The sequence below is a fragment of the Streptomyces sp. N35 genome, from assembly GCF_016464295.1.
Lineage (GTDB): Bacteria > Actinomycetota > Actinomycetes > Streptomycetales > Streptomycetaceae > Streptomyces.
This window is the reverse complement of record NZ_JAEIMH010000007.1, coordinates 53180-77341: the sequence shown is the minus strand read 5'-3', so window position 1 is coordinate 77341 and position 24162 is coordinate 53180. Positions and strand designations below refer to the sequence as shown.

The 24162-nt window shown below is 69.1% G+C and carries 19 protein-coding genes and 1 pseudogene; 11 read left to right on the top strand and 9 right to left on the bottom strand.

What is annotated here, in order from left to right; genetic code table 11:
- Positions 1-91 precede the first annotated feature (91 nt).
- The 9 genes and pseudogenes from JAO81_RS06125 to JAO81_RS43625 all read left to right on the top strand — a co-directional run.
- Positions 92-3037, top strand: a pseudogene (locus JAO81_RS06125) (M14 family zinc carboxypeptidase); the annotation flags it as partial.
- 234 nt (positions 3038-3271) lie between these two features.
- The gene (gene gap, locus JAO81_RS06120) at positions 3272-4282 is read left to right on the top strand and encodes a type I glyceraldehyde-3-phosphate dehydrogenase (protein ID WP_165333563.1); all 1011 of its coding nucleotides are present in this window, start codon (positions 3272-3274) and stop codon (positions 4280-4282) included.
- Between the two features lie 126 nt (positions 4283-4408).
- Positions 4409-5620, top strand: a complete 1212-nt coding sequence (gene pgk, locus JAO81_RS06115; RefSeq protein WP_199546730.1) for a phosphoglycerate kinase — start codon at positions 4409-4411, stop codon at positions 5618-5620.
- Positions 5621-5622: 2 nt separating this feature from the next.
- Positions 5623-6399 carry a triose-phosphate isomerase gene (gene tpiA, locus JAO81_RS06110; protein WP_199546801.1) on the top strand — a complete coding sequence of 259 codons (777 nt, stop codon included), beginning with the start codon at positions 5623-5625 and terminating at the stop codon, positions 6397-6399.
- Positions 6400-6490: 91 nt separating this feature from the next.
- Entirely contained in the window at positions 6491-6721 is a 231-nt protein-coding gene (gene secG, locus JAO81_RS06105; protein WP_147990402.1) for a preprotein translocase subunit SecG, read from the top strand.
- 332 nt (positions 6722-7053) lie between these two features.
- On the top strand, positions 7054-7341 hold the full coding sequence (locus JAO81_RS06100; protein ID WP_206343991.1) for an RNA polymerase-binding protein RbpA: 288 nt from the start codon (positions 7054-7056) through the stop codon (positions 7339-7341).
- 131 nt (positions 7342-7472) lie between these two features.
- Positions 7473-8708 carry an MFS transporter gene (locus JAO81_RS06095; RefSeq protein ID WP_307813169.1) on the top strand — a complete coding sequence of 412 codons (1236 nt, stop codon included), beginning with the start codon at positions 7473-7475 and terminating at the stop codon, positions 8706-8708.
- Between the two features lie 75 nt (positions 8709-8783).
- A complete protein-coding gene (gene pgi / locus JAO81_RS06090; protein ID WP_199546729.1) occupies positions 8784-10436 on the top strand; it encodes a glucose-6-phosphate isomerase in 1653 nt (550 codons plus the stop codon).
- Positions 10437-10573: 137 nt separating this feature from the next.
- Positions 10574-11059, top strand: a complete 486-nt coding sequence (locus JAO81_RS43625; protein ID WP_307813166.1) for a DUF2087 domain-containing protein — start codon at positions 10574-10576, stop codon at positions 11057-11059.
- Here JAO81_RS43625 and JAO81_RS06080 read toward each other — a convergent pair.
- Entirely contained in the window at positions 11047-13047 is a 2001-nt protein-coding gene (locus JAO81_RS06080; protein WP_199546728.1) for an FHA domain-containing protein, read from the bottom strand. The genes JAO81_RS43625 and JAO81_RS06080 overlap by 13 nt on opposite strands.
- Positions 13048-13262: 215 nt before the next feature.
- Between JAO81_RS06080 and JAO81_RS06075 the strand changes: the two genes are divergently transcribed.
- Positions 13263-14168: a hypothetical protein gene (locus JAO81_RS06075; protein ID WP_199546727.1), complete on the top strand. Its 906-nt coding sequence runs from the start codon at positions 13263-13265 to the stop codon at positions 14166-14168.
- Between the two features lie 167 nt (positions 14169-14335).
- Here the strand turns inward: JAO81_RS06075 and JAO81_RS06070 are convergent, their stop codons facing one another.
- From JAO81_RS06070 to tkt, 6 genes are read right to left on the bottom strand one after another with little or no spacing between them, the layout of a single operon-like run.
- Positions 14336-14689, bottom strand: a complete 354-nt coding sequence (locus JAO81_RS06070; RefSeq protein ID WP_199546726.1) for a DUF1801 domain-containing protein — start codon at positions 14687-14689, stop codon at positions 14336-14338.
- A complete protein-coding gene (pgl, locus tag JAO81_RS06065) occupies positions 14686-15480 on the bottom strand; it encodes a 6-phosphogluconolactonase (protein ID WP_199546725.1) in 795 nt (264 codons plus the stop codon). The genes JAO81_RS06070 and pgl overlap by 4 nt, the downstream gene beginning before the upstream one ends.
- On the bottom strand, positions 15477-16550 hold the full coding sequence (gene opcA / locus JAO81_RS06060) for a glucose-6-phosphate dehydrogenase assembly protein OpcA (RefSeq protein WP_199546724.1): 1074 nt from the start codon (positions 16548-16550) through the stop codon (positions 15477-15479). The genes pgl and opcA overlap by 4 nt, the downstream gene beginning before the upstream one ends.
- Positions 16547-18076: a glucose-6-phosphate dehydrogenase gene (gene zwf / locus JAO81_RS06055; protein WP_199546723.1), complete on the bottom strand. Its 1530-nt coding sequence runs from the start codon at positions 18074-18076 to the stop codon at positions 16547-16549. Before zwf ends, opcA begins: the two co-directional genes overlap by 4 nt.
- A 4-nt stretch (positions 18077-18080) precedes the next feature.
- Entirely contained in the window at positions 18081-19199 is a 1119-nt protein-coding gene (gene tal / locus JAO81_RS06050; protein ID WP_199546722.1) for a transaldolase, read from the bottom strand.
- A 43-nt stretch (positions 19200-19242) separates the two neighbouring features.
- Positions 19243-21330: a transketolase gene (tkt, locus tag JAO81_RS06045; protein ID WP_199546721.1), complete on the bottom strand. Its 2088-nt coding sequence runs from the start codon at positions 21328-21330 to the stop codon at positions 19243-19245.
- A gap of 340 nt (positions 21331-21670) precedes the next feature.
- Between tkt and JAO81_RS06040 the strand changes: the two genes are divergently transcribed.
- On the top strand, positions 21671-22621 hold the full coding sequence (locus tag JAO81_RS06040) for a heme o synthase (protein ID WP_199546798.1): 951 nt from the start codon (positions 21671-21673) through the stop codon (positions 22619-22621).
- Between the two features lie 63 nt (positions 22622-22684).
- On the opposite strand, the gene JAO81_RS06035 is transcribed toward JAO81_RS06040, so the two are convergent.
- Both JAO81_RS06035 and JAO81_RS06030 read right to left on the bottom strand, forming a co-directional pair.
- Positions 22685-23002 carry a hypothetical protein gene (locus JAO81_RS06035; RefSeq protein ID WP_199546720.1) on the bottom strand — a complete coding sequence of 106 codons (318 nt, stop codon included), beginning with the start codon at positions 23000-23002 and terminating at the stop codon, positions 22685-22687.
- Positions 23003-23019: 17 nt separating this feature from the next.
- Positions 23020-24075 (bottom strand): D-2-hydroxyacid dehydrogenase, encoded by a 1056-nt coding sequence (locus JAO81_RS06030; RefSeq protein ID WP_199546719.1) that lies wholly within the window; start codon positions 24073-24075, stop codon positions 23020-23022.
- Positions 24076-24162: the final 87 nt, after the last annotated feature.

Here is a 24162-nt window from a genome sequence, read left to right as displayed (position 1 = left end):
CCCTTTTGTGCTGCCGTATTGACATGATCATGGTGTGTCATGAGCCTGGCGGTCTGCGCACAAATGTGCCGGACAACCGCAAGGGGGGCTCATGAGACGAAGAGCGAACGCGGTGCTCGCCGCAGCCGCACTCCTGGCAGGCGGATTACTCGCCGCACCGCTGGCCCAGGCGCAAGGCCCGGGCGCCGACGACCCCGCCGCCGCGGACGCCATCAAGGTGTTCCGCGCCGAAGTCACCAAGGAGCAGGTGCCGTTGCTCCTCAAGGCCGGCCAGGACGGACATGAACTGGCCGAGCAGGCACCGCAGAAGGGCACCGCGAGCGTCGAGCTGTATCTGACCGACCAGCAGGCCGGTCGGCTCCGCGAGCAGGGCATCGAGATGAAGGAGCACAAGGTCTCGGCCCAGGCCCTGAAGAAGCTCGCGGCCGCCGGAGACGGCGTCTTCCGTCCGTACGGCGGCGCGGGCGGCCTGAAGGAAGAGATCGTCAAGACCGGTCAGGCGCACAACAGCCTGACGAAGGTCGTCTCGATCGGAAAGACCGTCAAGGGCCAGGACATCCTCGCGCTCAAGATCAGCAAGGGTGCCGACAAGTACCGCGACGGCTCCAAGCCCTCGACGCTGTACCTGTCCAACCAGCACGCACGCGAGTGGATCACCCCCGAGATGACCCGCCGCCTGATGCACCACTACCTCGACAACTACGGCAAGGACCCGAGGATCACCAAGATCGTCGACAGCACCGAGCTGTGGTTCGTCCTCTCCGCCAACCCGGACGGCTACGACTACACGCACGCGGCCGACGGCGACCGCCAGTGGCGCAAGAACATGCGGGACAACGACAAGGACGGCGCGCACACCGCGGCCGACGGCGTCGACCTCAACCGCAACTTCGCCTACAAGTGGGGCTACGACAACGAGGGTTCGTCCCCCGACCTGTCCAGCGAGACCTACCGCGGCGCCGGTCCGAACTCGGAGCCCGAGACGGTGGCGATCGACCGCTTCCAAAAGCGCATCGGCTTCGAGTACGGCATCAACTACCACTCCGCCGCCGAGCTGATCCTGTACGGAGTCGGCTGGCAGGTCGCCACGCCGACCCCGGACGACGTGCTCTACAAGGCACTTGCCGGCACGCCCGAGAACTCCGCGGTGCCCGGCTACCGTCCGCAGGTCTCCTCCGAGCTGTACACCACCAACGGCGAGGCCGACGGTCACGCGGGCAACGTCAACGGCATCGCGATGTTCACGCCGGAGATGTCCACCTGCCAGACCATCTCCAACCTGGACCCGAACGACCCCTGGAACCCCGGGGACTGCGAGTCCGTCTTCACCTTCCCGGACGACGAGAAGCTGATCCAGGACGAGTTCGCCAAGAACATTCCGTTCGCGGTCGCGGTCGCCGAGAGCGCGATGCACCCCGACCAGCCCTCCTCGCCGGTCGGTATCGAGGCACCGGACTTCACGGTCGACAAGTTCGCCGGCTCGTACGCACGGGGCGCGGACCAGGAAGTCACCGTCACCGCCCGCAAGTCGGTACGCGACAAGGAGCTCAACTACCGCATCAACGGCGGCCGTACACACGACGAGGATCTGGAGGCCTGGCGCGGCGGTGAGCGCTTCGGCGGCGCCGACAACCTCTACTTCGACGAGTACAGAGCGGAGATCGAGGACGCCGATCCGGGCGACAAGGTCGAGGTCTGGTACACGGGCCGCACCAAGAAGGGCGCGCGGGTCTCCAGCGAGCACTTCACGTACACCGTCGTCGAACGCCCCCGTGCCTCCACCCTCGTCGTGGCCGAGGAAGGCGCCGCGCAGAAGCACGCACAGAAGTACGTGGACGCGCTCAAGGCCAACGGCCGCAGCGCGGTCGTCTGGGACGTGGCCGCCCAGGGCGCACCCCACCCGCTGGCCGTCCTCGCGCACTTCGACACGGTCGTGCACTACACCGGCGACCCGGCTCCGGGCGGTCCCACCACCCTGGCCATCCGCGCGTATCTCAACGAAGGCGGCAAGGTGATCGTCGCCGGCGAGCGCGCGGGCGGAACCGTGCGTATCGGCCGGGCGAACTCCAACGACTTCGGGCAGTACTACCTCGGGGCGTACGAGCGCCTCTCGACGCCCGCCGTCACCACCTTCGACGGCGCCGGCGCCCTGAACGGCGTCGACACCCCGCTCGCGGGCGCCGAGGGCAACCCGCTCGACAGCGCCGGCCGCTACACCGTCACCTCGGACACCCTGCCCGCGGACGAGTTCCCGCTGTTCAGGAGCGCCCAGGCCGGTGCGTATCCCGGAGTGGCCAACCCGTACGCGCCGTACGAGGGCCAGGGCATGGCCTCCTCGGTGCACGCGGACAACGACTGGCAGCGGCTGACCCGGACCATCGATCTGACCGGGGTCACCGCGGCCCAGGCACCCGAGCTGCGGCTGGTCATGAACTGGAACGTCGAGCCCGGCTACGACCACGCCCTGCTCGAAGCCCGTACCGCGGGCGGCGACGACTGGACCACGCTGCCCGACAAGAACGGGAACACCTCGCAGACCGTGCCCGAGGAGTGCGGGGCCGGATTCTTCATGCGGGGCCACCCGTTCCTGGAGCGCTACCTGACCCGCACCGGCACCACCTGTACCGCGGGCGGCAGCAGTGGGGCGTGGAACAGCTTCTCCGGCGCCTCGGACGGCTGGAAGCCGGTCGCGTTCGACCTCAGCGCGTACGCGGGCAAGAAGGTCGAGGTGTCACTGAGCAACGTCACCGACCCGTCCTTCGGGCTGCGCGGCGTCTTCGCCGACAACGCCCAGGTGGCCGTCGGCGGCACCGTCACCGAGACCGAGGGCTTCGAGTCGGGGCTCGGTGTATGGGCCGTGTCGGCATCACCGGCCGGAAGTCCCAACATCACCGGCGACTGGTCCCGGACCGGCGAACTCTACAAGCCCTATGCGGCGGTCACCACGCGTGACAGCGTGCTCGTCGGCTTCGGTCTGGAACACATCCCAGGTCAGGCGACACGCAATCAGCTCATGGGCAAGGCCCCTGCCGCACTGCGGCGTGGACAGTGTGTTGACCCCGCCTCCGAAACCGCGCCGCGGCTCCCGTGCGTAGCCGGGGCCAAGGTCCCGACGGCCCGTTTCCGGCGAACCGGTGCGGGCCGTCCTTACTCGTACGGACCCGTTCGATGTCACCCGAAGGGCTCCGGAGAGGTAGGGTCGAAGGCGGTCGGGGACATCCCATACAGCTCGCCGGCGGACAGTCCGGCGCACCAACGAGGAGATCGGTTCGTGACGATCCGCGTAGGCATCAATGGCTTTGGTCGTATCGGCCGCAACTACTTCCGGGCCCTGAAGGCTCAGGGTGCGGACATCGAGGTCGTTGCCGTCAACGACCTGGGTGACACCAAGACCACCGCGCATCTGCTGAAGTACGACACGATCCTCGGCCGCTTCCCGGGCGAGGTGTCGCACACCGAGGACACCATCACCGTCGATGGTCACACCATCAAGGTGCTCTCCGAGCGCAACCCGGCCGACATCCCGTGGGGTGACCTGGGCGTCGACATCGTCATCGAGTCGACCGGCATCTTCACGAAGAAGGCCGACGCCGAGAAGCACATCGCCGGCGGCGCCAAGAAGGTCCTCATCTCGGCTCCGGCCAAGGACGAGGACATCACCATCGTGATGGGCGTCAACGAGGACAAGTACGAGGCGGCCAACCACCACGTCATCTCCAACGCGTCCTGCACCACCAACTGTGTGGCGCCGATGGCGAAGGTTCTCGACGAGAACTTCGGCATCGTCAAGGGCCTGATGACGACGGTCCACGCGTACACCAACGACCAGCGGATCCTCGACTTCCCGCACTCGGACCTGCGCCGCGCCCGCACGGCCGCGCAGAACATCATCCCGACCACCACCGGTGCGGCGAAGGCCACTTCGCTCGTGCTCCCGCAGCTGAAGGGCAAGCTGGACGGCATCGCGATGCGCGTCCCGGTTCCCACCGGCTCGGCCACCGACCTGGTCGTGGAGCTGCAGCGCGAGGTCACCAAGGACGAGGTCAACTCCGCGTTCAAGAAGGCCTCGGAGGACGGTCCGCTCAAGGGCCGGCTGTACTACACCGAGGACCCGATCGTGTCCTCCGACATCGTGAGCGACCCGGCCTCCTGCACCTTCGACTCGCTGATGACGATGGTTCAGGACGGCAAGACCGTGAAGATCCTCGGCTGGTACGACAACGAGTGGGGCTACTCCAACCGCCTCGTCGACCTGACGGAGTTCGTCGGCGGCCAGCTCTGAGCTGACGCTCAAGTCAGGCACCTCGATGTGAGCAATGGGGCTCGGACGGCGCGCAGTTGAGGCGTCGTCCGGGCCCCGTTCGCTTGTAGCTTTTCTTCGTTGTTTCTCCCTAGGAGTCCTTGAGTCATGAAGACGATCGACGAGCTTCTCGCCGAAGGGGTCGCCGGCAAGCGGGTCTTCGTCCGCGCCGACCTCAACGTGCCGCTGGACGGCACCACCATCACCGACGACGGCCGCATCCGCGCCGTCACGCCCACCGTCAAGGCGCTCGCCGGGGCCGGCGCCCGCGTGGTCGTCGCCTCGCACCTGGGCCGCCCCAAGGGCGCCCCGGACCCGGCCTTCTCGCTCGCCCCCGCCGCCGCGCGCCTGGGTGAACTCCTCGGCGCCGACGTGGCGTTCGCGGCCGACACGGTCGGCGAGTCCGCATCGTCGACCGTCGCCGGCCTCGCCGACGGCCAGGTCGCCGTCATCGAGAACCTGCGCTTCAACGCCGGCGAGACCTCCAAGGACGACGCCGAGCGCGGCGCCTTCGCCGACCAGCTCGCGGCCCTCGCGGACGTGTACGTAGGCGACGGCTTCGGCGCGGTGCACCGCAAGCACGCCTCCGTCTTCGACCTGCCGGCCCGTCTTCCGCACGCCGCCGGCTATCTGATCGCCACCGAGGTCGGCGTCCTCAAGAAGCTCACCGACGACGTCAAGCGCCCCTACGTGGTCGTGCTCGGCGGCGCCAAGGTCTCCGACAAGCTCGCCGTCATCGACAACCTCATCGAGAAGGCCGACCGGATCCTCATCGGCGGCGGCATGGCGTACACCTTCCTCGCGGCCCAGGGCTACGAGGTCGGCCTGTCCCTGCTGCAGAAGGACCAGATCCCGGCCGTCCAGGACTACCTGAAGCGGGCCGAGGCCAAGGGCGTCGAGTTCGTGCTGCCCGTCGACGTGCGGGTCTCCGCGGACTTCCCCGACCTCAAGAACCAGGTCGACGTCCACCCCGACACCGTGGCCGCCACCGCCATCCCGGCGGACAAGGAGGGCCTGGACATCGGCCCGAAGACCGAGGAACTGTACGCTGCCAAGCTGCAGGACGCCGCCACCGTGTTCTGGAACGGCCCGATGGGCGTCTTCGAGCACAAGGACTTCGCGAACGGCACCCGCGCGGTCGCGCAGGCTCTCGTGGACTCCTCCGCCTTCTCCGTGGTCGGCGGCGGCGACTCGGCCGCCGCGTTCCGCATCCTCGGCTTCAGTGAGGACAAGGTCGGTCACATCTCGACCGGCGGCGGCGCCTCGCTTGAGTACCTCGAGGGCAAGTCCCTCCCCGGCCTCGTAGCACTGGAGAAGTGAAGATCATGACGCGCATGCCCCTGATGGCAGGCAACTGGAAGATGAACCTCAACCACCTCGAGGCCATCGCCCACACCCAGAAGCTCGCCTTCGCGCTCGCCGACAAGGACTACGAGGCCGTAGAGGTCGCGGTCCTGCCGCCCTTCACCGACCTGCGCGGTGTGCAGACCCTGGTCGACGGCGACAAGCTCAAGATCAAGTACGGCGCCCAGGACATCTCGGCGTTCGACTCCGGTGCCTACACCGGTGAGATCTCGGGCCCGATGCTCTCCAAGCTGAAGTGCACCTACGTGGCCATCGGCCACTCGGAGCGCCGCCAGTACCACAACGAGACCGACCAGATCTGCAACGCCAAGGTCAAGGCCGCCTACAAGCACGGCATCACGCCGATCCTGTGCGTCGGCGAGGGCCTCGACATCCGCAAGGCCGGCCAGCAGGTCCAGTACACGCTGAACCAGCTCGACGGCGCGCTCAAGGACATCCCGGCCGAGCAGGCCGAGTCCATCGTGATCGCGTACGAGCCGGTCTGGGCCATCGGGACCGGCGAGGTCGCCACTCCCGAGGACGCCCAGGAGGTCTGCGGTGCGATCCGCGGGCGGCTGGCCGAGCTGTACTCGCAGGAGCTGGCCGACAAGGTCCGTATCCAGTACGGCGGCTCCGTAAAGTCCGGCAACGTCGCCGCGATCATGGCGCAGCCCGATGTGGACGGCGCCCTGGTGGGCGGTGCCGCGCTCGACGCCGACGAGTTCGTCAAGATCGTCCGGTTCCGCGACCAGTAGGGTCCGGTACCCTGACGGGGGTCGGCTTCCTCTCCGAGGGGCGGCCCCCGTCTTTCTGTCCGAATCCGAGGAAGTTGGTCCAGCCGTGGTTATGGGCTTCTCGATCGCCCTGATCGTCTTCAGCCTGCTGCTGATGCTCCTTGTCCTGATGCACAAGGGAAAGGGCGGCGGCCTCTCCGACATGTTCGGTGGCGGTATGCAGTCCTCCGTCGGCGGCTCCTCCGTCGCAGAGCGCAACCTCGACCGCATCACCATCGTGGTCGGTCTGCTGTGGTTCGCCTGCATCGTGGTGCTCGGCCTGCTGATGAAGCTGGACAGCTGAGCCTTTTCCGCGCTTCTGCGTAGTTTCGCTTTTCGGGCGGCCGCCTCGTTTTCGGGGCGGTCGCCCGTTTTGCTGCCCGCGTTATTACGGCGGGACTTCGTTCCCCCGTCCCCGCCGGGACTTACGCTGTGCTTAATATGGGGCGTACGTCTCGGGGTGGGGGTGTAACTCCAATCACTGGACGCGCGTTGGGCCTTCCGTAGACTGGCTCAGGCTGGTGGCACCCGCGGCGCAGCCGCCGGTGGGCAACGCTGTGCAGCACCGTTACGCAGGGAGTTACGACCGTGGCAAGTGGCAACGCGATCCGTGGAAGTCGGGTCGGAGCGGGGCCGATGGGCGAGGCCGAGCGGGGCGAGTCTGCGCCGCGTCTGCGCATCGCCTTCTGGTGCTCCAACGGGCATGAGACGCGGCCCAGTTTCGCCAGCGACGCGCAGGTACCGGACACCTGGGACTGCCCGCGCTGCGGCTTCCCGGCAGGTCAGGACCGGGACAATCCGCCGGCCCCGCCGCGCACCGAGCCGTACAAGACGCATCTCGCCTATGTGCGCGAGCGGCGCAGCGACGCGGACGGCGAGGCGATCCTGGCCGAGGCGCTCGCGAAACTCCGGGGCGAGATTTAGTAGTTGAGGTCCGATCGGATCCCTATCGGGGAGTCCGGACGGACCTCTTGTGTACGGGTTTGCCCGGGCATCACGGCCGATTGTCAGTGCCGCCCTCTACGGTTTCGATCACTGGAACCGAAGGGGGAGTTGTGGCTGCAACCGAGGCTGTGGGCGTACAAGTGCCCATGTGGCGGGGCGGGTTCGGGCGCCTGTGGACGGCCGCTGTGCTGTCCAAGTTCGGCGACTCGTTGCGTACGGCCGCGCTGCCGCTGCTCGCCGCCTCGCTCACCGACGATCCCCTGCTGATCACCTTGGTGAGCGCGTGCGGGTATCTGCCCTGGCTGCTGTTCGGTCTGCTCGGCGGCGCCGTGGCGGACCGGGTGGACCAACGGCGCGCGATGTGGGCCGTCGATGTCGTACGAGGGGTCCTCATGGCCGCCTTCGCGGTGGCCGTGGCCCTCGGGCATGCCTCGATCGGGCTGCTCATAGCCCTCGCCTTCCTGCTCACCACCTTCCAGACGCTCTTCGACAACGCCGCCACGGCCCTGCTGCCGTCCCTCGTGCCCGAGGGCGCCCTGGGCAGTGCCAATGCGCGGCTGATGACCGGACAGCAGATCGCCGGCGGCTTTGTGGCCGCCCCGCTGGTGCCCGTGCTGCTCGCGGGCGGGATCGCGCTGCCGTACGGGGTGGACGCGGCCACCTACGTCGTCGGTGCGTTCCTGATCGCCTCGCTGCGGATACCGGCCCCTGAGCGGGCGCCCCGGCCCGCGGGCGCGACACTGCGGGGAGACATCGCCGAAGGCGTCCGGGTGCTGTGGCGTGACCGGCCGCTGCGGGCGCTGTGCTGGGCGACCACACTCAGCAACATCGGCATGGGCGCGCTGATCGCCACCCTCGTCCTGCACGTGAAGTGGTGGCTGGACGCCGGGAACGGTGGCTATGCCGCGGCCCTCACCGCCTTCTCGGCGGGCAGCGTGGCCGGCGGTTTCGTGGCCGGCCGGCTCGCGGCGAAGCTCGGGCGGCTACGGAGCGTGCTCGTCGCCGGGGTCGTGCAGCTGGCCTGTCTCCTTGCGATGGGCCTGGTCAGAGCCCTGTGGGCGGCGCTGGTGTGCCTGGCGCTCTTCGGCGTGATGAGCATCGTGTGGAACGTCAGCCAGCGCACGCTGATGCAGGAGCGCAGCCCGCGAGAGATGCTGGGCAGGATCAGTGCCGCCTATCGCACCCTCGCGGTGGCCGGAGCCCCGCTGGGCGCCCTGCTCGGCGGTGTGGTGGCCACGGCCTGGGGCCTGAACGCTCCGGCGCTGCTCGCGGCCGGAGTGTTCGTCGCGGCCGTGGCGGTCCTGCTCCCGGTGCGCCGGGTCGACGGGCCTCGGGGCGACATCTGATCAATTAGGTTGGTGGGGCAGGGGCGCAGCACTCACGCCGAGTGCTCAGGACGACAAGAAGGCTGGAAGTCCGAGATGAACGCAAGTGACCGTACGCGGCTGAACCAGATGCCCGAATGGGCGGCGCTGGCCAAGCACCGGGAGCAGCTGGACGAGACGCATCTGCGCGATCTCTTCGCGAGCGACCCAGGGCGCGGCACCGGCTACACCCTGCGGGTCGGCGATCTGCACCTGGACTACTCCAAGCAGCTCGTCACCGACGAGACCCTGGCTCTCCTGCGTGAGCTGGCCGTGGCGACCGATGTGTTCGGGCTGCGTGACGCCATGTTCCGCGGCGACAAGATCAATACGACCGAGGACCGGGCCGTCCTGCACACGGCGCTTCGCGCGCCGCGCGAGGCCGTGATCGAGGTCGACGGGCAGAACGTGGTGCCCGAGGTGCACGCCGTGCTCGACAAGATGAGCGCGTTCTCCGAGAAGGTCCGCTCCGGCGAGTGGACCGGCCACACCGGCAAGCCCATCAAGAACATCGTCAACATCGGCATCGGCGGCTCCGACCTCGGTCCCGCGATGGCGTACGAGGTGCTGCGCTCCTTCACCCAGCGCGACCTGACCGTCCGCTTCGTGTCCAACGTGGACGGCGCCGATCTGCACGAGGCCGTACGGGACCTGGACCCGGCCGAGACGCTGTTCATCATCGCCTCGAAGACCTTCACCACCATCGAGACGATCACCAACGCGACCTCGGCACGCGACTGGCTGCTCACCGAACTGCGGGCCGGTCAGGACGCCGTGGCCAAGCATTTCGTGGCGCTGTCGACGAACGCCGAGAAGGTCGCGGAGTTCGGCATCGACACGGCCAACATGTTCGAGTTCTGGGACTGGGTCGGCGGCCGCTACTCGTACGACTCGGCGATCGGTCTCTCCCTGATGATCGCCATCGGCCCGGACAACTTCCGGGAGATGCTCGACGGCTTCCACCTCGTCGACGAGCACTTCCGCACGGCGCCCGCCGAGGCCAACGCACCGCTTCTTCTGGGCCTGTTGGGTGTCTGGTACGGGGCGTTCTTCGACGCGCAGTCGCACGCGGTGCTGCCGTACTCGCACTACCTGTCCAAGTTCACGGCGTACCTCCAGCAGCTGGACATGGAGTCCAACGGCAAGTCCGTGGACCGCGACGGCAACCCCGTCGACTGGCAGACCGGCCCTGTGGTCTGGGGCACGCCCGGCACCAACGGGCAGCACGCCTACTATCAGCTGATCCACCAGGGCACGAAGGTCATCCCGGCCGACTTCATCGGCTTCGCCAAGCCGGTCGACGACCTGCTGCCCGGCCTCGTCGCCCAGCACGACCTCCTGATGGCGAACTTCTTCGCCCAGACTCAGGCGCTCGCCTTCGGCAAGACGCCCGAAGAAGTGCGCGGGGAGGGCGTGCCGGAGGAGCTGGTCACGCACAAGACGTTCAAGGGCAACCACCCCACGACCACGATCCTGGCCTCGGAGCTCACGCCCTCCGTGCTCGGCCAGCTGATCGCGCTCTACGAGCACAAGGTGTTCGTGCAGGGTGCGGTCTGGAACATCGACTCCTTCGACCAGTGGGGCGTCGAGCTCGGCAAGGTCCTCGCGAAGCGGGTCGAGCCGGCCCTGACCGAGGGCGCCGACGTGCCCGGTCTTGACGCCTCGTCCAAGGCGCTGGTCGCCAAGTACCGGGAGCTGCGCGGACGTTGACCGTCAGGGTGCCGCGCGCCCGATATTCGGGTGCGCGGCACCTGGCCCCGGGGTGACACTGCTGCGGTTGTGCCCGGCGGATCCGTCCGCCGGCGCCCGACGGCCCCGGTTACGTCACCCTCAGGAAGGCCCGTCCCATGAGCCGCCAACTGCTCGCCGCTCTCGCCGATCCCGAACGTCTCAAGCTGTACGCCAGCATCGTCCGCTTCGGTGATGCCACCGAGGCGGCCTCGGGCAAGGCCGGGCAGAAGCATCTGGCCCGGCTGATCAAGGCGGGTCTCGTCGAACCGCTGCCCGACGGGTCGTTCAAGGCCGACGCGTCGGTGTTCCAGGAGGCCCTCGCGGCCGAGACGCAGGGCGAAGAGCAGGGCGTCCCCAAGGAATTGCGGGCGTTCTTCGCCGAGGGGCGGCTGCGTTCGATGCCCATGCGGCCCGCCGTACGCCATGAGCTGCTCGCGTACCTCGTCCGCACGCTCTTCGAGGAGAACCACCCCTACACCGAGCCCGAGGTGAACCAGCGCTTCACCACCGTGCACGACGACAGCGCGATGCTGCGTCGCTACTGCGTGGAGGGCGGGCTGCTGCGGCGCACGAAGGACGGCACGAGCTATCAGGCGGCCTGACCTTCGAGCTCGGCCGGCCGGGCTTGCGACTGGTGCCCGGGCTCAGGCTGTTCTTCGTCGGGTGGTGGGGCCACCGTGCTGGGCTGCGGGGCCACCGCATCGGGCTGTGGGTTCACCGCATCAGGCTGTGGGTTCACCGCCGGATAGAAGATGTCGATGTCGACCTCCTCACCGCCCACGATCTGGGTGTCCCAGGGCCCGCTCCTGCGCAGCGTGTGGAGTGTCTCGCTGCGCAGGAGCTCGATGTGGCTGCGCAGCGTCTCATCGTCGGGCATGCCGTCGATACGGGGAGCCAACCGGCCGCGGATACGGCGCAGTTCGTCCATCAGGCCATCGAGGTCGGCCTCGCGGTCCAGGGTGATCAGGTCGGCCTCCGCGACACTCCGGCCGATCTTCTCCTTGATCGCCACGGTCTCACCGTCCGCCTCCGTGGCGACCATCGAGTTCCACGCACGGCTCTTGTGCCGGTACTGGAGCATCGACATCGCGGCCTCGTGGCGTACGAAATCGGCATCGCGGAACGGCCGGCCGCGCCACAGCCCGCTCAGCGACCGGGCAAGCGAGATCGCCGAACCCAGACCGCTGTTGAGGCCGCGCCCCGGCCAGAAGTGGATCGCGTTGGCCGCGTCACCGAGCAGGAATCCGTACGTGCCGGGGGCGGTGGCCGTGGGTGCGTGGAGCCGGGCCGTGAAGCGCGGGCGCTGCACCATGTCGAGGCGGAAGGCCGTGACGGCGGCCAGGTCGTCCTCGTCCACACCGAAGAGGACCAGGCCCTCCTTCACCCGCTTCCACAGCGCCGAGCCCTTGATCAGTGCCGGCAGGAACAGCGTGCTGTGGGTGGCGCAGGAGAAGTCGCCGTCCGCGCCGCGGTTCATGACACACGGCCGGGACGCGATGCACTCCTCGAACACCTGCCGCACGGGGTCGATGCCGATGACCTCGCGCGCCTCGTCCGCGGTCAGGCGCATGTTCAAAAAGCCCTCGCCGTGCAGGGAGTTCAGCAGGAAGCGATTCTGCGCCACTGTGAGCAGGACCGACATCGGGTCGGACAGACGGGACTTCACCTTCAGACCGAGCACGACATCCTGCAGATGCTCGCCGTCGAGCGAGTAGATGGACGCATCGGCCTGCCCGAACTTCTCCGCGAAGTGCGCCCGGGTCCTGGAGCGCCCGCCCTCGCAGATCGCGAGCACATGGCCGGCGGCGGTCACCTCCTGGTGCTTGACGGCGTCGAACCACTGAGGCACGAGCCGGATCCGCCGCGGCTTCTCGTTCGCCATCGCGAGGAGCGTGTCCTCGACGTACGCGATCCGGATGTTGCGAGGATTGTGCCCCTGGACCGAATCGGGACCGGCGGGCCACATCTCGCTGAAGGTGCCCTCGCGGAACAGCCGTTCCCGTACCTCCTGAGGCAGAGCGAGATACTGCCGGCTCTGCACGGTGACGACCTGCTGACGCCGAACGTTGCCCTGGTCCTCGTCCTTCCATACGACACGGCCGTCACGCGCGGTGGTCCAGCGGCCGTCGTAGACGGTGAGCGAGACCCGCTCGCCCATCAGCGATTCGAGCAGCAGCGCAAGACCGAGCCCGACCGGGCCGCCGCCGGAGACGGTCACGTTCAGGACCGGGCCGCGCTCCTCGGCGGGCGGCGGCTTCAGTGCTTCGAGCACCGACAGGTCGATGATGGTCTCCAGCGGGTCGGCGGCCTCGAAGCCGAAGGTCTCCTCGCCGATCGTGAACACATCGCCGGGGCGCAGCACATGAGAGGTCACGTGCTCGCCGTTGACCAGCGTCCCGTTCACGCTGCCCCGGTCGTACAGCACGAACCCGTGGTTCTCGCGGCGCACTTCGGCGTGGAACCGCGAGGCGCTCACGCTCTCGATCACCACGCTGTTCCCGCTCCTGCGCCCGAATGTCAGCGCCGCACTCCCGATCCCGAAACGCTCGCCCGCGAGCGACCCCGACCTGCCGACGATCTCCGGAGGCATACCCCACACTCCCCTTCGCCCCTGTGTCCCCTGTGTTCCTGCGACGGAGCGCCTCGGCGCCCGTATCCGTGAGGCAGTACGGATGGACGGGGGACGGTGTTCAACAGTGTCTAAATCCGGCTCAATTCCAGTGCGCGGAAGCGGACTTGCCCGTCCCGCATGTGGCGCTAAGATCGCGGGTCGGCAGACGGGCGGGACTCGGGGGAGTGGGCGCAATGGTGAGACGGCGGTACGGATATCGGCGCAGTGCGGCGGAGACATCGCGCTGGTGGCCCAGAGGTGCGGCCTATGCGGTCTTCCACCCGTCCTGGATCCCGGAGCCGCTCGATCCGGTCGTCGACAATCTGAAGCGGTTCAGGATCATCGCCGGAATGATCGCGACGGTCGGGGTCTACACGTTCCTCGCGGGCGGCTTCGACTTCGCGCAGGTCATGGAGAACCTGGTCGTCGCCGGTATCGTCCTGCTGCTCATCACTCCGCTCACGGTCGGCGTGATGCTCCTGGTCTGGCGCCGCAGCGGTCCGCTGAGGGCCTTGAAAACCCCACTGTTCGGCTCGCTGCGGCTGTTGCTCTTCTTCGTGATCGCCCTGGTCGGCATCGTCGGCACGCTGTCGCTGGCCGCCGCGAACGGCAACGGCGGCCTGTTGTTCTCGTTCTTCATGGCGTTCGGCGGCATCTGGGGGCTCGTCTTCATCGCCCAGGCGGCGATCCAGGTCAACGGCAACTTCTTCGGCACGGCGGCCATCCACCGCTGCCTGCCGCCCCTGCTCGCGACGGTCACCAGCTGGCTGATGGCCCTGCCCGACCTGATCACCGGAGACCTGCACGGGCTCGGCCTCGCGGCAGGGTTCCTGTTCATCCTGGGCGCACCGCTCGCGGTGACGGGCATCGCCCTCTTCGAGATGAGCCGCCTGCGCCGCCATCACGGCATCCGTCTCACGGCCCACCCGCATGTCCGCGCCACGCCCACGGTCCCGCCGCCGCGGCCGCCGCATGCGCCGCCGCCGGGGCAGGGCTTTCCGTACGGGCCGCCACAGGGGAATCCTTACGGCTCACCGCAGGGGAATCCGTACGGTCCACCCCAGGGGCAGCCGTACGGGCCTCCGCAGGGGCACCCGTAGGGAGTCGGGAGGTCCAACTCGGTTAACCCGTACGCCAGTTGAGCGGCGGCGTTGCATCCGGAGCGGGCCTGCCTACGCCCGCCGGGCCACCGCCTCCACGGGCCTATGTCCGCCGAGCCACCGAATCGCCGGGGCCTACGGCCGCCGGGCTACCGCCTCGCGGGGGCCTACGCCCGCCGGGCCACCGCCTCGCCCATCACCGCGCGCAGCGCCGGGCGGTCGGCATCGGCGGGGGAGTGCAGCTTCACGTGGCGGTGCACCTTGCCCTTTCCCTGGAGGAGACCCTCCGGGTCGGGCAGTGCCGCACCGTTCGCCAGGCCCAGAGTGACCCAGGACGTATGCGGCGAGACGACGAAGACCAGGCCCTTGTAGCCGGCGCCCGAACCGAAGCCGATGTCGCCCCCGTCGACGGTGACCACCGCGTCGGGGTACAGCTCCAGGATCAGGCCGACCGCCCGCCAGGCCGTTTCCGCTACTGCGGGGGACTGGCGGGCGAGCAGGGCCTGGACCTCGGGGGTCATGCCAGCGCCGGCGGATACAGCTCGCGCGGCAACTGGGAAGCGGCGGCCGAGTCCAGCAGCCACAGCGTGCGGGCGCGGCCGTACGCACCCGCCGCCGGGGCCTGGATCTCACCCGCGCCGGACAGCGCGATCGCCGCGGCCTTCGCCTTGTCCTCGCCCGCCGCGAGCAGCCACACCTCACGCGCCGCGCGGATCGCGGGGAGCGTGAGCGAGATGCGGGTGGGCGGCGGCTTGGGCGCGCCGTGGACGCCGATCACCATGCGCTCCGTCTCGCGGACACCGGGGTGCTCGGGGAACAGCGACGCGACATGGGTGTCCGGGCCGACGCCGAGCAACAGCACGTCGAAGGAGGGGACTTCGGCGTGGTTCTCGGGGCGTGCGGCTGCCGCGAGCTCCCGCGCGTAGGCCTCCGCCGCCGCGTCCGCACCCTCTGAGGAGGCCCCGTACGCACCGTCCGAAGCCGGCATCGCGTGCACACGAGCCGGGTCGAGCGGCACCGCGTCGAGCAGGGCCTCGCGGGCCTGTGTGACATTGCGGTCCGGGTCGCCCTCCGGCAGGAACCTTTCGTCGCCCCACCACAGATCGAGCCGCGACCAGTCGATCGCGTCCCGGGCCGGAGAGGCGGCCAGGGCGGCGAGCAGACCGTTGCCGTTACGGCCGCCCGTGAGGACCACCGACGCCGAGCCGCGCGCGGCCTGGGCGTCCACGATCTTCGTGAGCAGCCGGGCCGCGGCGGCCTGCGCCATCAGGTCCTTGTCGCGGTGGACGACCAGCTGGGGCGAGGAGCTCACTTGCTCGCCGCCTTCTTGGCCGGACGGGCGGCGGGCTTCTTCTTCGCGGCAGCGGAGGCGGACTCCCCACCGGCCCCGGATTCCCCGCCGGACTCGGACGCCGTTTCCGTCGACTCCACCGGCGGCACCGTCTGCATGGAGCTCGGCTCACCCAGCCGGTCCACGCCGAACTTCAGCGCGGACGCATAGGTGTCGTCCGGGTCGAGCCGACGCAGCTCCTCGGCGATCAGCTCGGCCGTCTCGCGGCGCTTGAGCGCCACGGCACGGTCGGGCTGGCCCTGCATGGAGAGCGTCGCGAGCGAGCCGTCGGCGCGGTCGAGGACGATCGGGCCGCAGTCGGTGTTCATCCGTACCGCGGTCAGACCCGGCCCCGCCGAGAGGGTGCGGTGCACCGGGACGCCCAGCCGGTCCGCCAGCCACATCGCGAGCAGCTCGCAGCTGGGGTTGAACTCCTCGCCCTCCACCTCGACCTCGGTCACCTTGCAGGTCACCTGGTCGAGCGCGGCGGCCAGCATCGAGCGCCAGGGCGTGATGCGGGTCCAGGACAGGTCCGTGTCGCCGGGGGTGTACGTGTCGGCGCGCGCGGTCAGTTCGTGGATGGGCTGCTCGGCCGCGTACGTGTCGGTGACACGGCGCTGGGCCAGCGCACCGAGCGGGTCGGTGGCGGGCGACAGCGGGGCGTTCACCGGCCACCAGACGACGACGGGCGCGTCCGGCAGCAGCAGCGGGAGCACCACGGACTGGGCGTGGTTGATGATCTCGCCGTGCAGGCGGAGCACCACGGTCTCGCCCGTGCCCGCGTCCGCGCCGACCCTGACCTCGGCGTCGAGCCGGGACTGGGTGCGGTCGCGGGGCGAACGGGAGGCGCGCTTGATGACCACGAGCGTGCGCGAGGGGTGCTCGCGCGACGCGTCGCTGGCGGCCTTGAGCGCGTCGTAGGCGTTCTCCTCGTCGGTGACGATGACGAGGGTGAGCACCATGCCGACGGCAGGGGTGCCGATGGCCCGGCGCCCCTTGACGAGCGCCTTGTTGATCTTGCTGGAGGTCGTGTCCGTGAGGTCGATCTTCATGGCCGACGCCAGCTCCGTCCGTCTCGTTCGAGCATTTCGTCCGCCTCGGCGGGACCCCAGGTGCCCGCCGGATACTCGGCGGCCTTGCCGTTGCTGTCCCAGTACTGCTCGATCGGATCGAGGATCTTCCAGGACAGCTCGACCTCCTCCGTACGCGGGAAGAGGTTGGAGTCGCCGAGCAGGACATCGAGGATCAGGCGCTCGTACGCCTCGGGGCTCGACTCGGTGAAGGACTCGCCGTACGCGAAGTCCATGGACACGTCCCGGACCTCCATCGACGTGCCCGGCACCTTGGAGCCGAAGCGCACCGTCACGCCCTCGTCCGGCTGGACCCGGATGACCAGGGCGTTGCGGCCCAGCTCCTCGGTCGCCGTGTGGTCGAACGGGGAGTGCGGAGCGCGCTGGAAGACCACCGCGATCTCGGTGACCCGACGCCCGAGCCGCTTGCCGGTGCGCAGATAGAACGGCACACCCGCCCAGCGGCGGTTGTCGATCTGCAGCTTCACCGCGGCGTAGGTGTCGGTCTTGGAGGACGCGTTGATGCCGTCCTCCTGCAGATAACCGATGACCTTCTCGCCACCCTGCCAGCCGGCCGTGTACTGACCGCGCACCGTGCCGGTGGACAGGTCGTCGGGCAGCTTGACCGCGCCGAGCACCTTGGTCTTCTCGGCCGCGAGCGCGTCCGCGTCGAAGGAGGAGGGCTCCTCCATCGCGGTCAGTGCGAGCAGCTGGAGCAGGTGGTTCTGGATCACGTCACGCGCGGCGCCGATGCCGTCGTAGTAGCCGGCACGGCCGCCGATGCCGATGTCCTCGGCCATCGTGATCTGCACATGGTCGACGTACGACCGGTTCCAGAGCGGCTCGAAGAGCGTGTTGGCGAAGCGGAGCGCCAGGATGTTCTGGACGGTCTCCTTGCCGAGGTAGTGGTCGATCCGGAACACCTGGTCCGGCTTGAACACCTCGTGCACGATCGAGTTCAGCTCCTGCGCGGAGACGAGATCGTGCCCGAAGGGCTTCTCGATCACCGCGCGCCGCCAGGCGTCGCCCGCCTGGTCGGCGAGACCGTGCTTCTTGAGCTGCTTGACGACCTTCGGGAAGAACTTGGGCGGTACGGAGAGGTAGAACGCGAAGTTCCCGCCCGTGCCCTGCTTCTTGTCCAGGTCCTCGATGGTGGCCTTGAGCGTTTCGAAGGCGTCGTCGTCGTCGAAGTCGCCCTGCACGAACCGCATGCCCTGGATCAGCTGCTGCCAGACCTCCTCGCGGAAGGGCGTCCTGGCGTGCTCCTTGACGGCGTCGTGCACCTCCTGCGCGAAGTCCTCGTCCTGCCACTCACGGCGCGCGAAGCCGACGAGCGAGAAGCCCGGCGGCAGCAGGCCGCGGTTGGCCAGGTCGTACACAGCGGGCATCAGCTTTTTGCGTGACAAACCCCCCGTGACGCCGAAGACCACCCGCCCCGACGGCCGCGCGCACCGCGGGCCCCGTGGGTCGGCAGCGTCACGGAGCGGGTTGGCTCCGATTGCGGTCAAGGTGTCAGCCCTCCGAGGGAGCGAGCTTCTTGAGCTCCGCCTCAGTCGACTTGAGCAGGTCGTTCCAGGACGCCTCGAACTTCTCGACGCCCTCGTCCTCGAGGAGCTGCACGACGTCGTCGTACGCGATCCCGAGCTTCTCGACGGCGTCGAGCTCGGCACGGGCCTGCTCGTACGTACCGGCGATGGTGTTGCCGACGATCTCGCCGTGGTCGGCGGTCGCCTCCAGGGTGGCCTCCGGCATGGTGTTCACCGTGCCGGGCGCGACCAGGTCGTCCACGTACAGGGTGTCCTTGTACGCCGGGTCCTTGACGCCGGTCGAGGCCCACAGCGGACGCTGCTTGTTGGCGCCGGCCTTGTCGAGGGAGCCCCAGCGGTCGGAGCCGAAGACCTCTTCGTACGCCTCGTACGCGAGACGGGCGTTGGCGAGAGCGGCCTTGCCCTTGAGGGCCTTGGCCTCGTCCGTGCCGATGCCGTCAAGGCGCTTGTCGATCTCGGTGTCCACACGGGACACGAAGAACGAGGCCACCGAGTGGATCTTGGAGAGGTCCAGGCCCTTGGCCTTCGCCTTCTCCAGGCCCGCGAGGTAGGCGTCCATGACCTCGCGGTAGCGCTCGAGCGAGAAGATCAGCGTGACATTGACGCTGATGCCCCGGCCGATGGTCTCGGTGATGGCCGGCAGCCCCGCCTTGGTGGCCGGGATCTTGATCAGTGTGTTCGGCCGGTCGACCAGCCACGCCAGCTGCTTGGCCTCGGCGACCGTGGCCTTGGTGTTGTGCGCCAGGCGCGGGTCGACCTCGATGGAGACCCGGCCGTCCTGACCGTCGGTCGCGTCGAAGACCGGGCGCAGGATGTCGGCGGCGTCCCGTACATCCGCGGTGGTGATCATGCGGATGGCTTCCTCGACGGTCACCTTGCGGGCGGCGAGGTCGGCGACCTGCTCCTCGTAACCGTCTCCGGAAGAGATCGCCTTCTGGAAGATCGACGGGTTGGTCGTGACGCCCACGACGTGGCTCTGGTCGATGAGTTCGGCCAGGTTGCCGGACGTGATGCGCTTGCGCGACAGGTCGTCCAGCCAGATCGCGACGCCTTCTTCAGAGAGGCGCTTGAGTGCGTCTGTCATGGAAATTGCATCTCCTACGTGTCGTATGAAGCGTCTATGGGCGTCAGCGCTGAACGGCTGCCAGAGATTCCTTGGCGGCGGCGGTGACCGCGTCGGCGGTCAGGCCGAACTCCTGGAAGAGCACCTTGCCGTCGGCCGAGGCACCGAAGTGCTCGAGCGAGACGATGCGGCCGGCATCCCCGACGAAGCGGTGCCAGGTCAGACCGATACCGGCCTCGACCGCGACCCGCGCCTTGACGGACGGCGGCAGGACGCTGTCCCGGTACCCCTGGTCCTGGGCCTCGAACCACTCGACGCACGGCATCGACACGACGCGGGTGGCGACGCCCTCGGCTTCGAGGGCCTCCCGCGCGCCGACGGCCAGCTGGACCTCGGAACCGGTGGCGATGAGGACCACGTCCGGAGTCTCCTTGGAGGCCTCGAACAGGACGTAACCGCCCTTGACGGCATCCTCGTTGCGCTCGTACGTCGGGACACCCTGACGGGTCAGCGCGAGGCCGTGCGGGGCGCTCTTGCCGTAGTCCTTCTTGCCGCGGCGCAGGATCTCGCGCCAGGCGATCGCGGTCTCGTTGGCGTCGGCCGGGCGGACCACGTTCAGGCCCGGGATCGCGCGCAGCGCGGCCAGGTGCTCGACCGGCTGGTGCGTCGGGCCGTCCTCGCCGAGACCGATGGAGTCATGCGTCCACACGTACGTGACCGGCAGGTGCATCAGCGCGGACAGGCGCACCGCGTTGCGCATGTAGTCCGAGAACACCAGGAAGGTGCCGCCGAAGATGCGGGTGTGGCCGTGCAGCGCGATGCCGTTCATGGCCGCGGCCATGGCGTGCTCGCGGATGCCGAAGTGGATCGTGCGGCCGTACGGGTCGGCCTCCGGCAGCGGGTTGCCCTCGGGAAGGAAGGAACTCGTCTTGTCGATCGTGGTGTTGTTGGAGCCCGCGAGGTCGGCCGAACCGCCCCACAGCTCCGGGATCACCGCGCCGAGCGCCTGCAGGATCTTGCCGGACGCGGCACGCGTCGCGACCCCCTTGCCGGTCTCGAACTCGGGGAGCTTCTCCTCCCAGCCGGCCGGCAGCTCGCCCGCGTTGATCCGGTCGAACTCGGCGGCGCGCTCCGGGTTGGCGGTGCGCCAGGCGGCGAGGGACTTGTCCCACTCGCCCCGGGCCTCGGCGCCGCGCGCCAGAGCGCCGCGGGTGTGCGCGATGACCTCGTCGGATACCTCGAAGCTCTGCTCCGGGTCGAAGCCGAGCACGCGCTTGGTGGCCGCCACCTCGTCGTCGCCGAGCGCCGAGCCGTGCGCGGCCTCGGTGTTCTGGGCGTTCGGGGCGGGCCAGGCGATGATCGAGCGCATCGCGATGAAGGACGGCTTGTCCGTGACGGCCTTCGCGGCCGCGATCGCGTTGTACAGCGCCTCGGGGTCCAGGTCACCGTCGGGCTTCGGGTCGACGCGCTGGACGTGCCAGCCGTACGCCTCGTAGCGCTTGCAGGTGTCCTCGGAGACCGCGGTCTCGGTGTCGCCCTCGATCGAGATGTGGTTGTCGTCCCACAGCAGGACCAGGTTGCCGAGCTTCTGGTGACCCGCGAGCGAGGAGGCCTCGGCGGAGATGCCCTCCTGGAGGCAGCCGTCACCGGCGATCGCGTAGATGTAGTGGTCGAACGGGCTCTCGCCCGCCGGGGCCTCGGGGTCGAACAGACCGCGCTCGTAGCGGGAGGCCATCGCCATGCCCACGGCGTTGGCGACACCCTGGCCGAGCGGACCCGTGGTGGTCTCGACGCCGGCGGTGTGGCCGTACTCCGGGTGGCCGGGGGTCTTGGAGCCCCAGGTGCGGAAGGCCTTGAGGTCATCGAGCTCGAGACCGAAGCCGGCCAGGTAGAGCTGGATGTACAGCGTCAGAGACGAGTGACCGGCGGAGAGCACGAAACGGTCGCGCCCCACCCACTCCGGGTCGGCCGGGTCATGCCGCATCACCTTCTGGAACAGGGTGTACGCGGCGGGGGACAGGCTCATGGCCGTACCAGGATGGCCGTTGCCGACCTTCTGTACGGCATCCGCGGCCAGGATGCGTCCCGTATCTACGGCGCGCTGGTCGAGGTCGGTCCACTCGAGGTCTGTGGTGGTCGGCTTGGTGCTCACCCTGGGTCAGGGCTCCTCTCCACATGCTCCACATGTCGAAACCGGCGGGCGTGCGCCGGTCGGGTCACGAGCCCGATGGCCTGCGCCACCTGGCTCGTGCTGCCGAGCCTACCGCCGTTGGGCCGTGCATTTTTTCGACTCATTCCAGGGTGCCGGGCGCCGGGCGGATTCGCCTCCGGAAGACGGCCGGACCGCCGAACGGGCCGGTCTGCCAACACGACCCACCCCCGCGGTGAGCGAGGTATGGCCAACCTCTACAGTGGCCTGGTACGCGCGAGCCTTTACCGGGTGTTCACATCGACGGACGTCCGACGTGGCTCGCTGGGAGTCTCTGTCAGGGGTGTGCGTGACGGCCGTTGAATCCCGTCCTGCGGGTGTGCTGAGCACGACGAGCACGAGCCGTCGGCCACTGAAGGCCCGGGTCATGGCGTTCGTCGCTTTGACGAAGCCGCGGATCATCGAGCTGCTGCTCATCACGACGGTGCCGGTGATGTTCCTCGCCGAGCAGGGTGTGCCGGATCTGTGGCTGGTCCTCGTGACCTGCCTCGGCGGCTATCTGTCGGCGGGCGGGGCCAACGCCCTGAACATGTGGTACGACCGCGACATCGACGCGCTCATGGAGCGCACGTCGCAGCGGCCCCTGGTCACCGGGATGGTGAGCCCGCGCGAGTGCCTCGCCTTCGGCATCGCCCTCGCGATCGGCTCCACGCTGCTCTTCGGCTTCGCGGTCAACTGGCTGTCTGCCTGGCTGGCGCTCGGCGCACTGCTCTTCTACTCGGTCGTCTACACGATGATCCTGAAGCGGCGGACCTCGCAGAACATCGTGTGGGGCGGGATCGCGGGCTGTATGCCGGTCCTCATCGGCTGGTCCTCGGTCACCAACTCGATGTCGTACGCGCCGGTCATCCTCTTCCTGGTGATGTTCTTCTGGACGCCGCCGCACTACTGGCCGCTGTCGATGAAGGTCAAGGACGACTACGCGCGCGCCGGTGTGCCCATGCTTCCGGTCGTCGCCTCCAACAAGGTGGTCGCCCGGCAGATCGTGCTCTACAGCTGGGTGATGGTCGGCGCTTCGCTGCTGCTCACCCCGCTCGGCTACACCGGGTGGTTCTACACGGCGGTGGCGCTGCTCGCGGGCGGGTTCTGGCTCTGGGAGGCGCACAGTCTCCAGAACCGGGCGAATGCCGAGGCCACGGGGGCGAAGCTCAAGGAGATGCGGCTGTTCCACTGGTCGATCACCTATGTGTCGCTGCTGTTCGTGGCGGTCGCGGTGGATCCCTTCCTGCGCTGAGTTTTCTGCTGAGTTTTCTGCCGAAGGGGGCACGGGGCTCAGGCCCCGTGCCCCCTTCGGCGTTCAGTCCTTCAGTTCGACGATGATCTCGCGGTACGGCCGCTCGCCCACGTTGACCGCCGTCTCGATGCCGCCCCGGTCCACCGGGATCACCGCGCCCGGGACCACGTCCGCCGCCAGGTACTCCTTGAACGGGCCGGCCGAGTCCGGCTCGGGTTCGATGGCGATCCGGTCGCCGGAGATCTGGATCAGGAGATGGTCGAGGTCGTGGCGGTGGACCGCGCTGCGCTCGCCGGGGGCCAGGCGCAGCTCCCAGACCCGTACGCGGTCGTTCTCGAAGAGCAGCTTCGTGGCGATGTCGCCGAGGACGCGCTCGCTCATCTCCAGGTCTCCCGTCGTCAGTAGCCGAGGTTCTTGTCGACCTCGTTGAGGAGCGGACGCCCGCTCAGGTAGCGGCTCAGGTTCTCGCGGAACAGCGCGAACACACCCGTGAAGTGCTCGCCGGCGGCCGTCGCCACATGCGGCGACAGGGCCAGCCGTGGTGCGTCGTACAGCGGGCTGCCTGAAGGCAGTGGTTCCTCGCGGGTCACGTCGAGGGCCGCGCCGGCCAGGTGACCCGAGTCCAGGGCCTCGATCAGGGCGGCCTCGTCGACGAGCGAGCCGCGCCCCACATTGCAGAAGAACGAGCCCGGCCGCATGGCCGCGAAGGCCCGCGCGTCCATCAGGTCCGCGGTGTCCCGGGTCTCGGGGGCGGCGGCGATCACCGCGTCGCAGCGGGGCAGGAACGCGAGGAGCCGCGAAGGCGCGTACACCTCGTCGACGCAGGCCGGGCGGGGTGCCGCGCTGTCCCTGCGGACGGCAAGGACCCGCATCCCGAGCGCATGCGCACCGGCGGCGATACGGGTGCCGATCCGGCCGAGCCCGATCACGCCGAGGGTGCGGCCGCCGAGCTGGGTGCCGAAGGGGCGCCGGGGGCCGCGTATCCGCTGGACCTCGTCGATCTCCCGTAGCCGCTTGGCGTGCTCGAGCAGGCGGGCCAGGGCGAACTCGGCGACGGACGCGGCGTTCACCCCGGCCGCCGTGGTCACCCTGATCTCGCCCAGGTCGGCCGACAGGAGCTGGCCGACCCCCGCGCCGATGCCCTGGACCCAGCGGAGGCCGGGGGCGAGCGAGGTGATGCCGAAGGGGAGGTCTGTGGTGAGGATCACCTCGGCGCGGGCGAACAACTCGCGCTGGGGACGGGTCAGTTCCGGTGCCAGGTCGCGCAAGTGGCCATGCGGCGGTGGTGCGCTGCGGGCCGTGCGCAGGGAGTCGGGCTCGACGTAACGGCAGTCGACCAGCTCGATACGCGGGTCAAGGGCCGCGGTCGCGGCGAGGTCGGCGGCAAGGGCGCCCTCGGGCCGTACATCCCAATGAGGCGGATAGCCGATGCCCACCACGACGGAGTCGCCCATGGGCAGAGGTGGTACCACGGGCGGCTCGCAAGGGGAATGGGCACGGCCGCGTGGCCGAGGACACTGCGGGCGGGCGTCGCGCGTTGA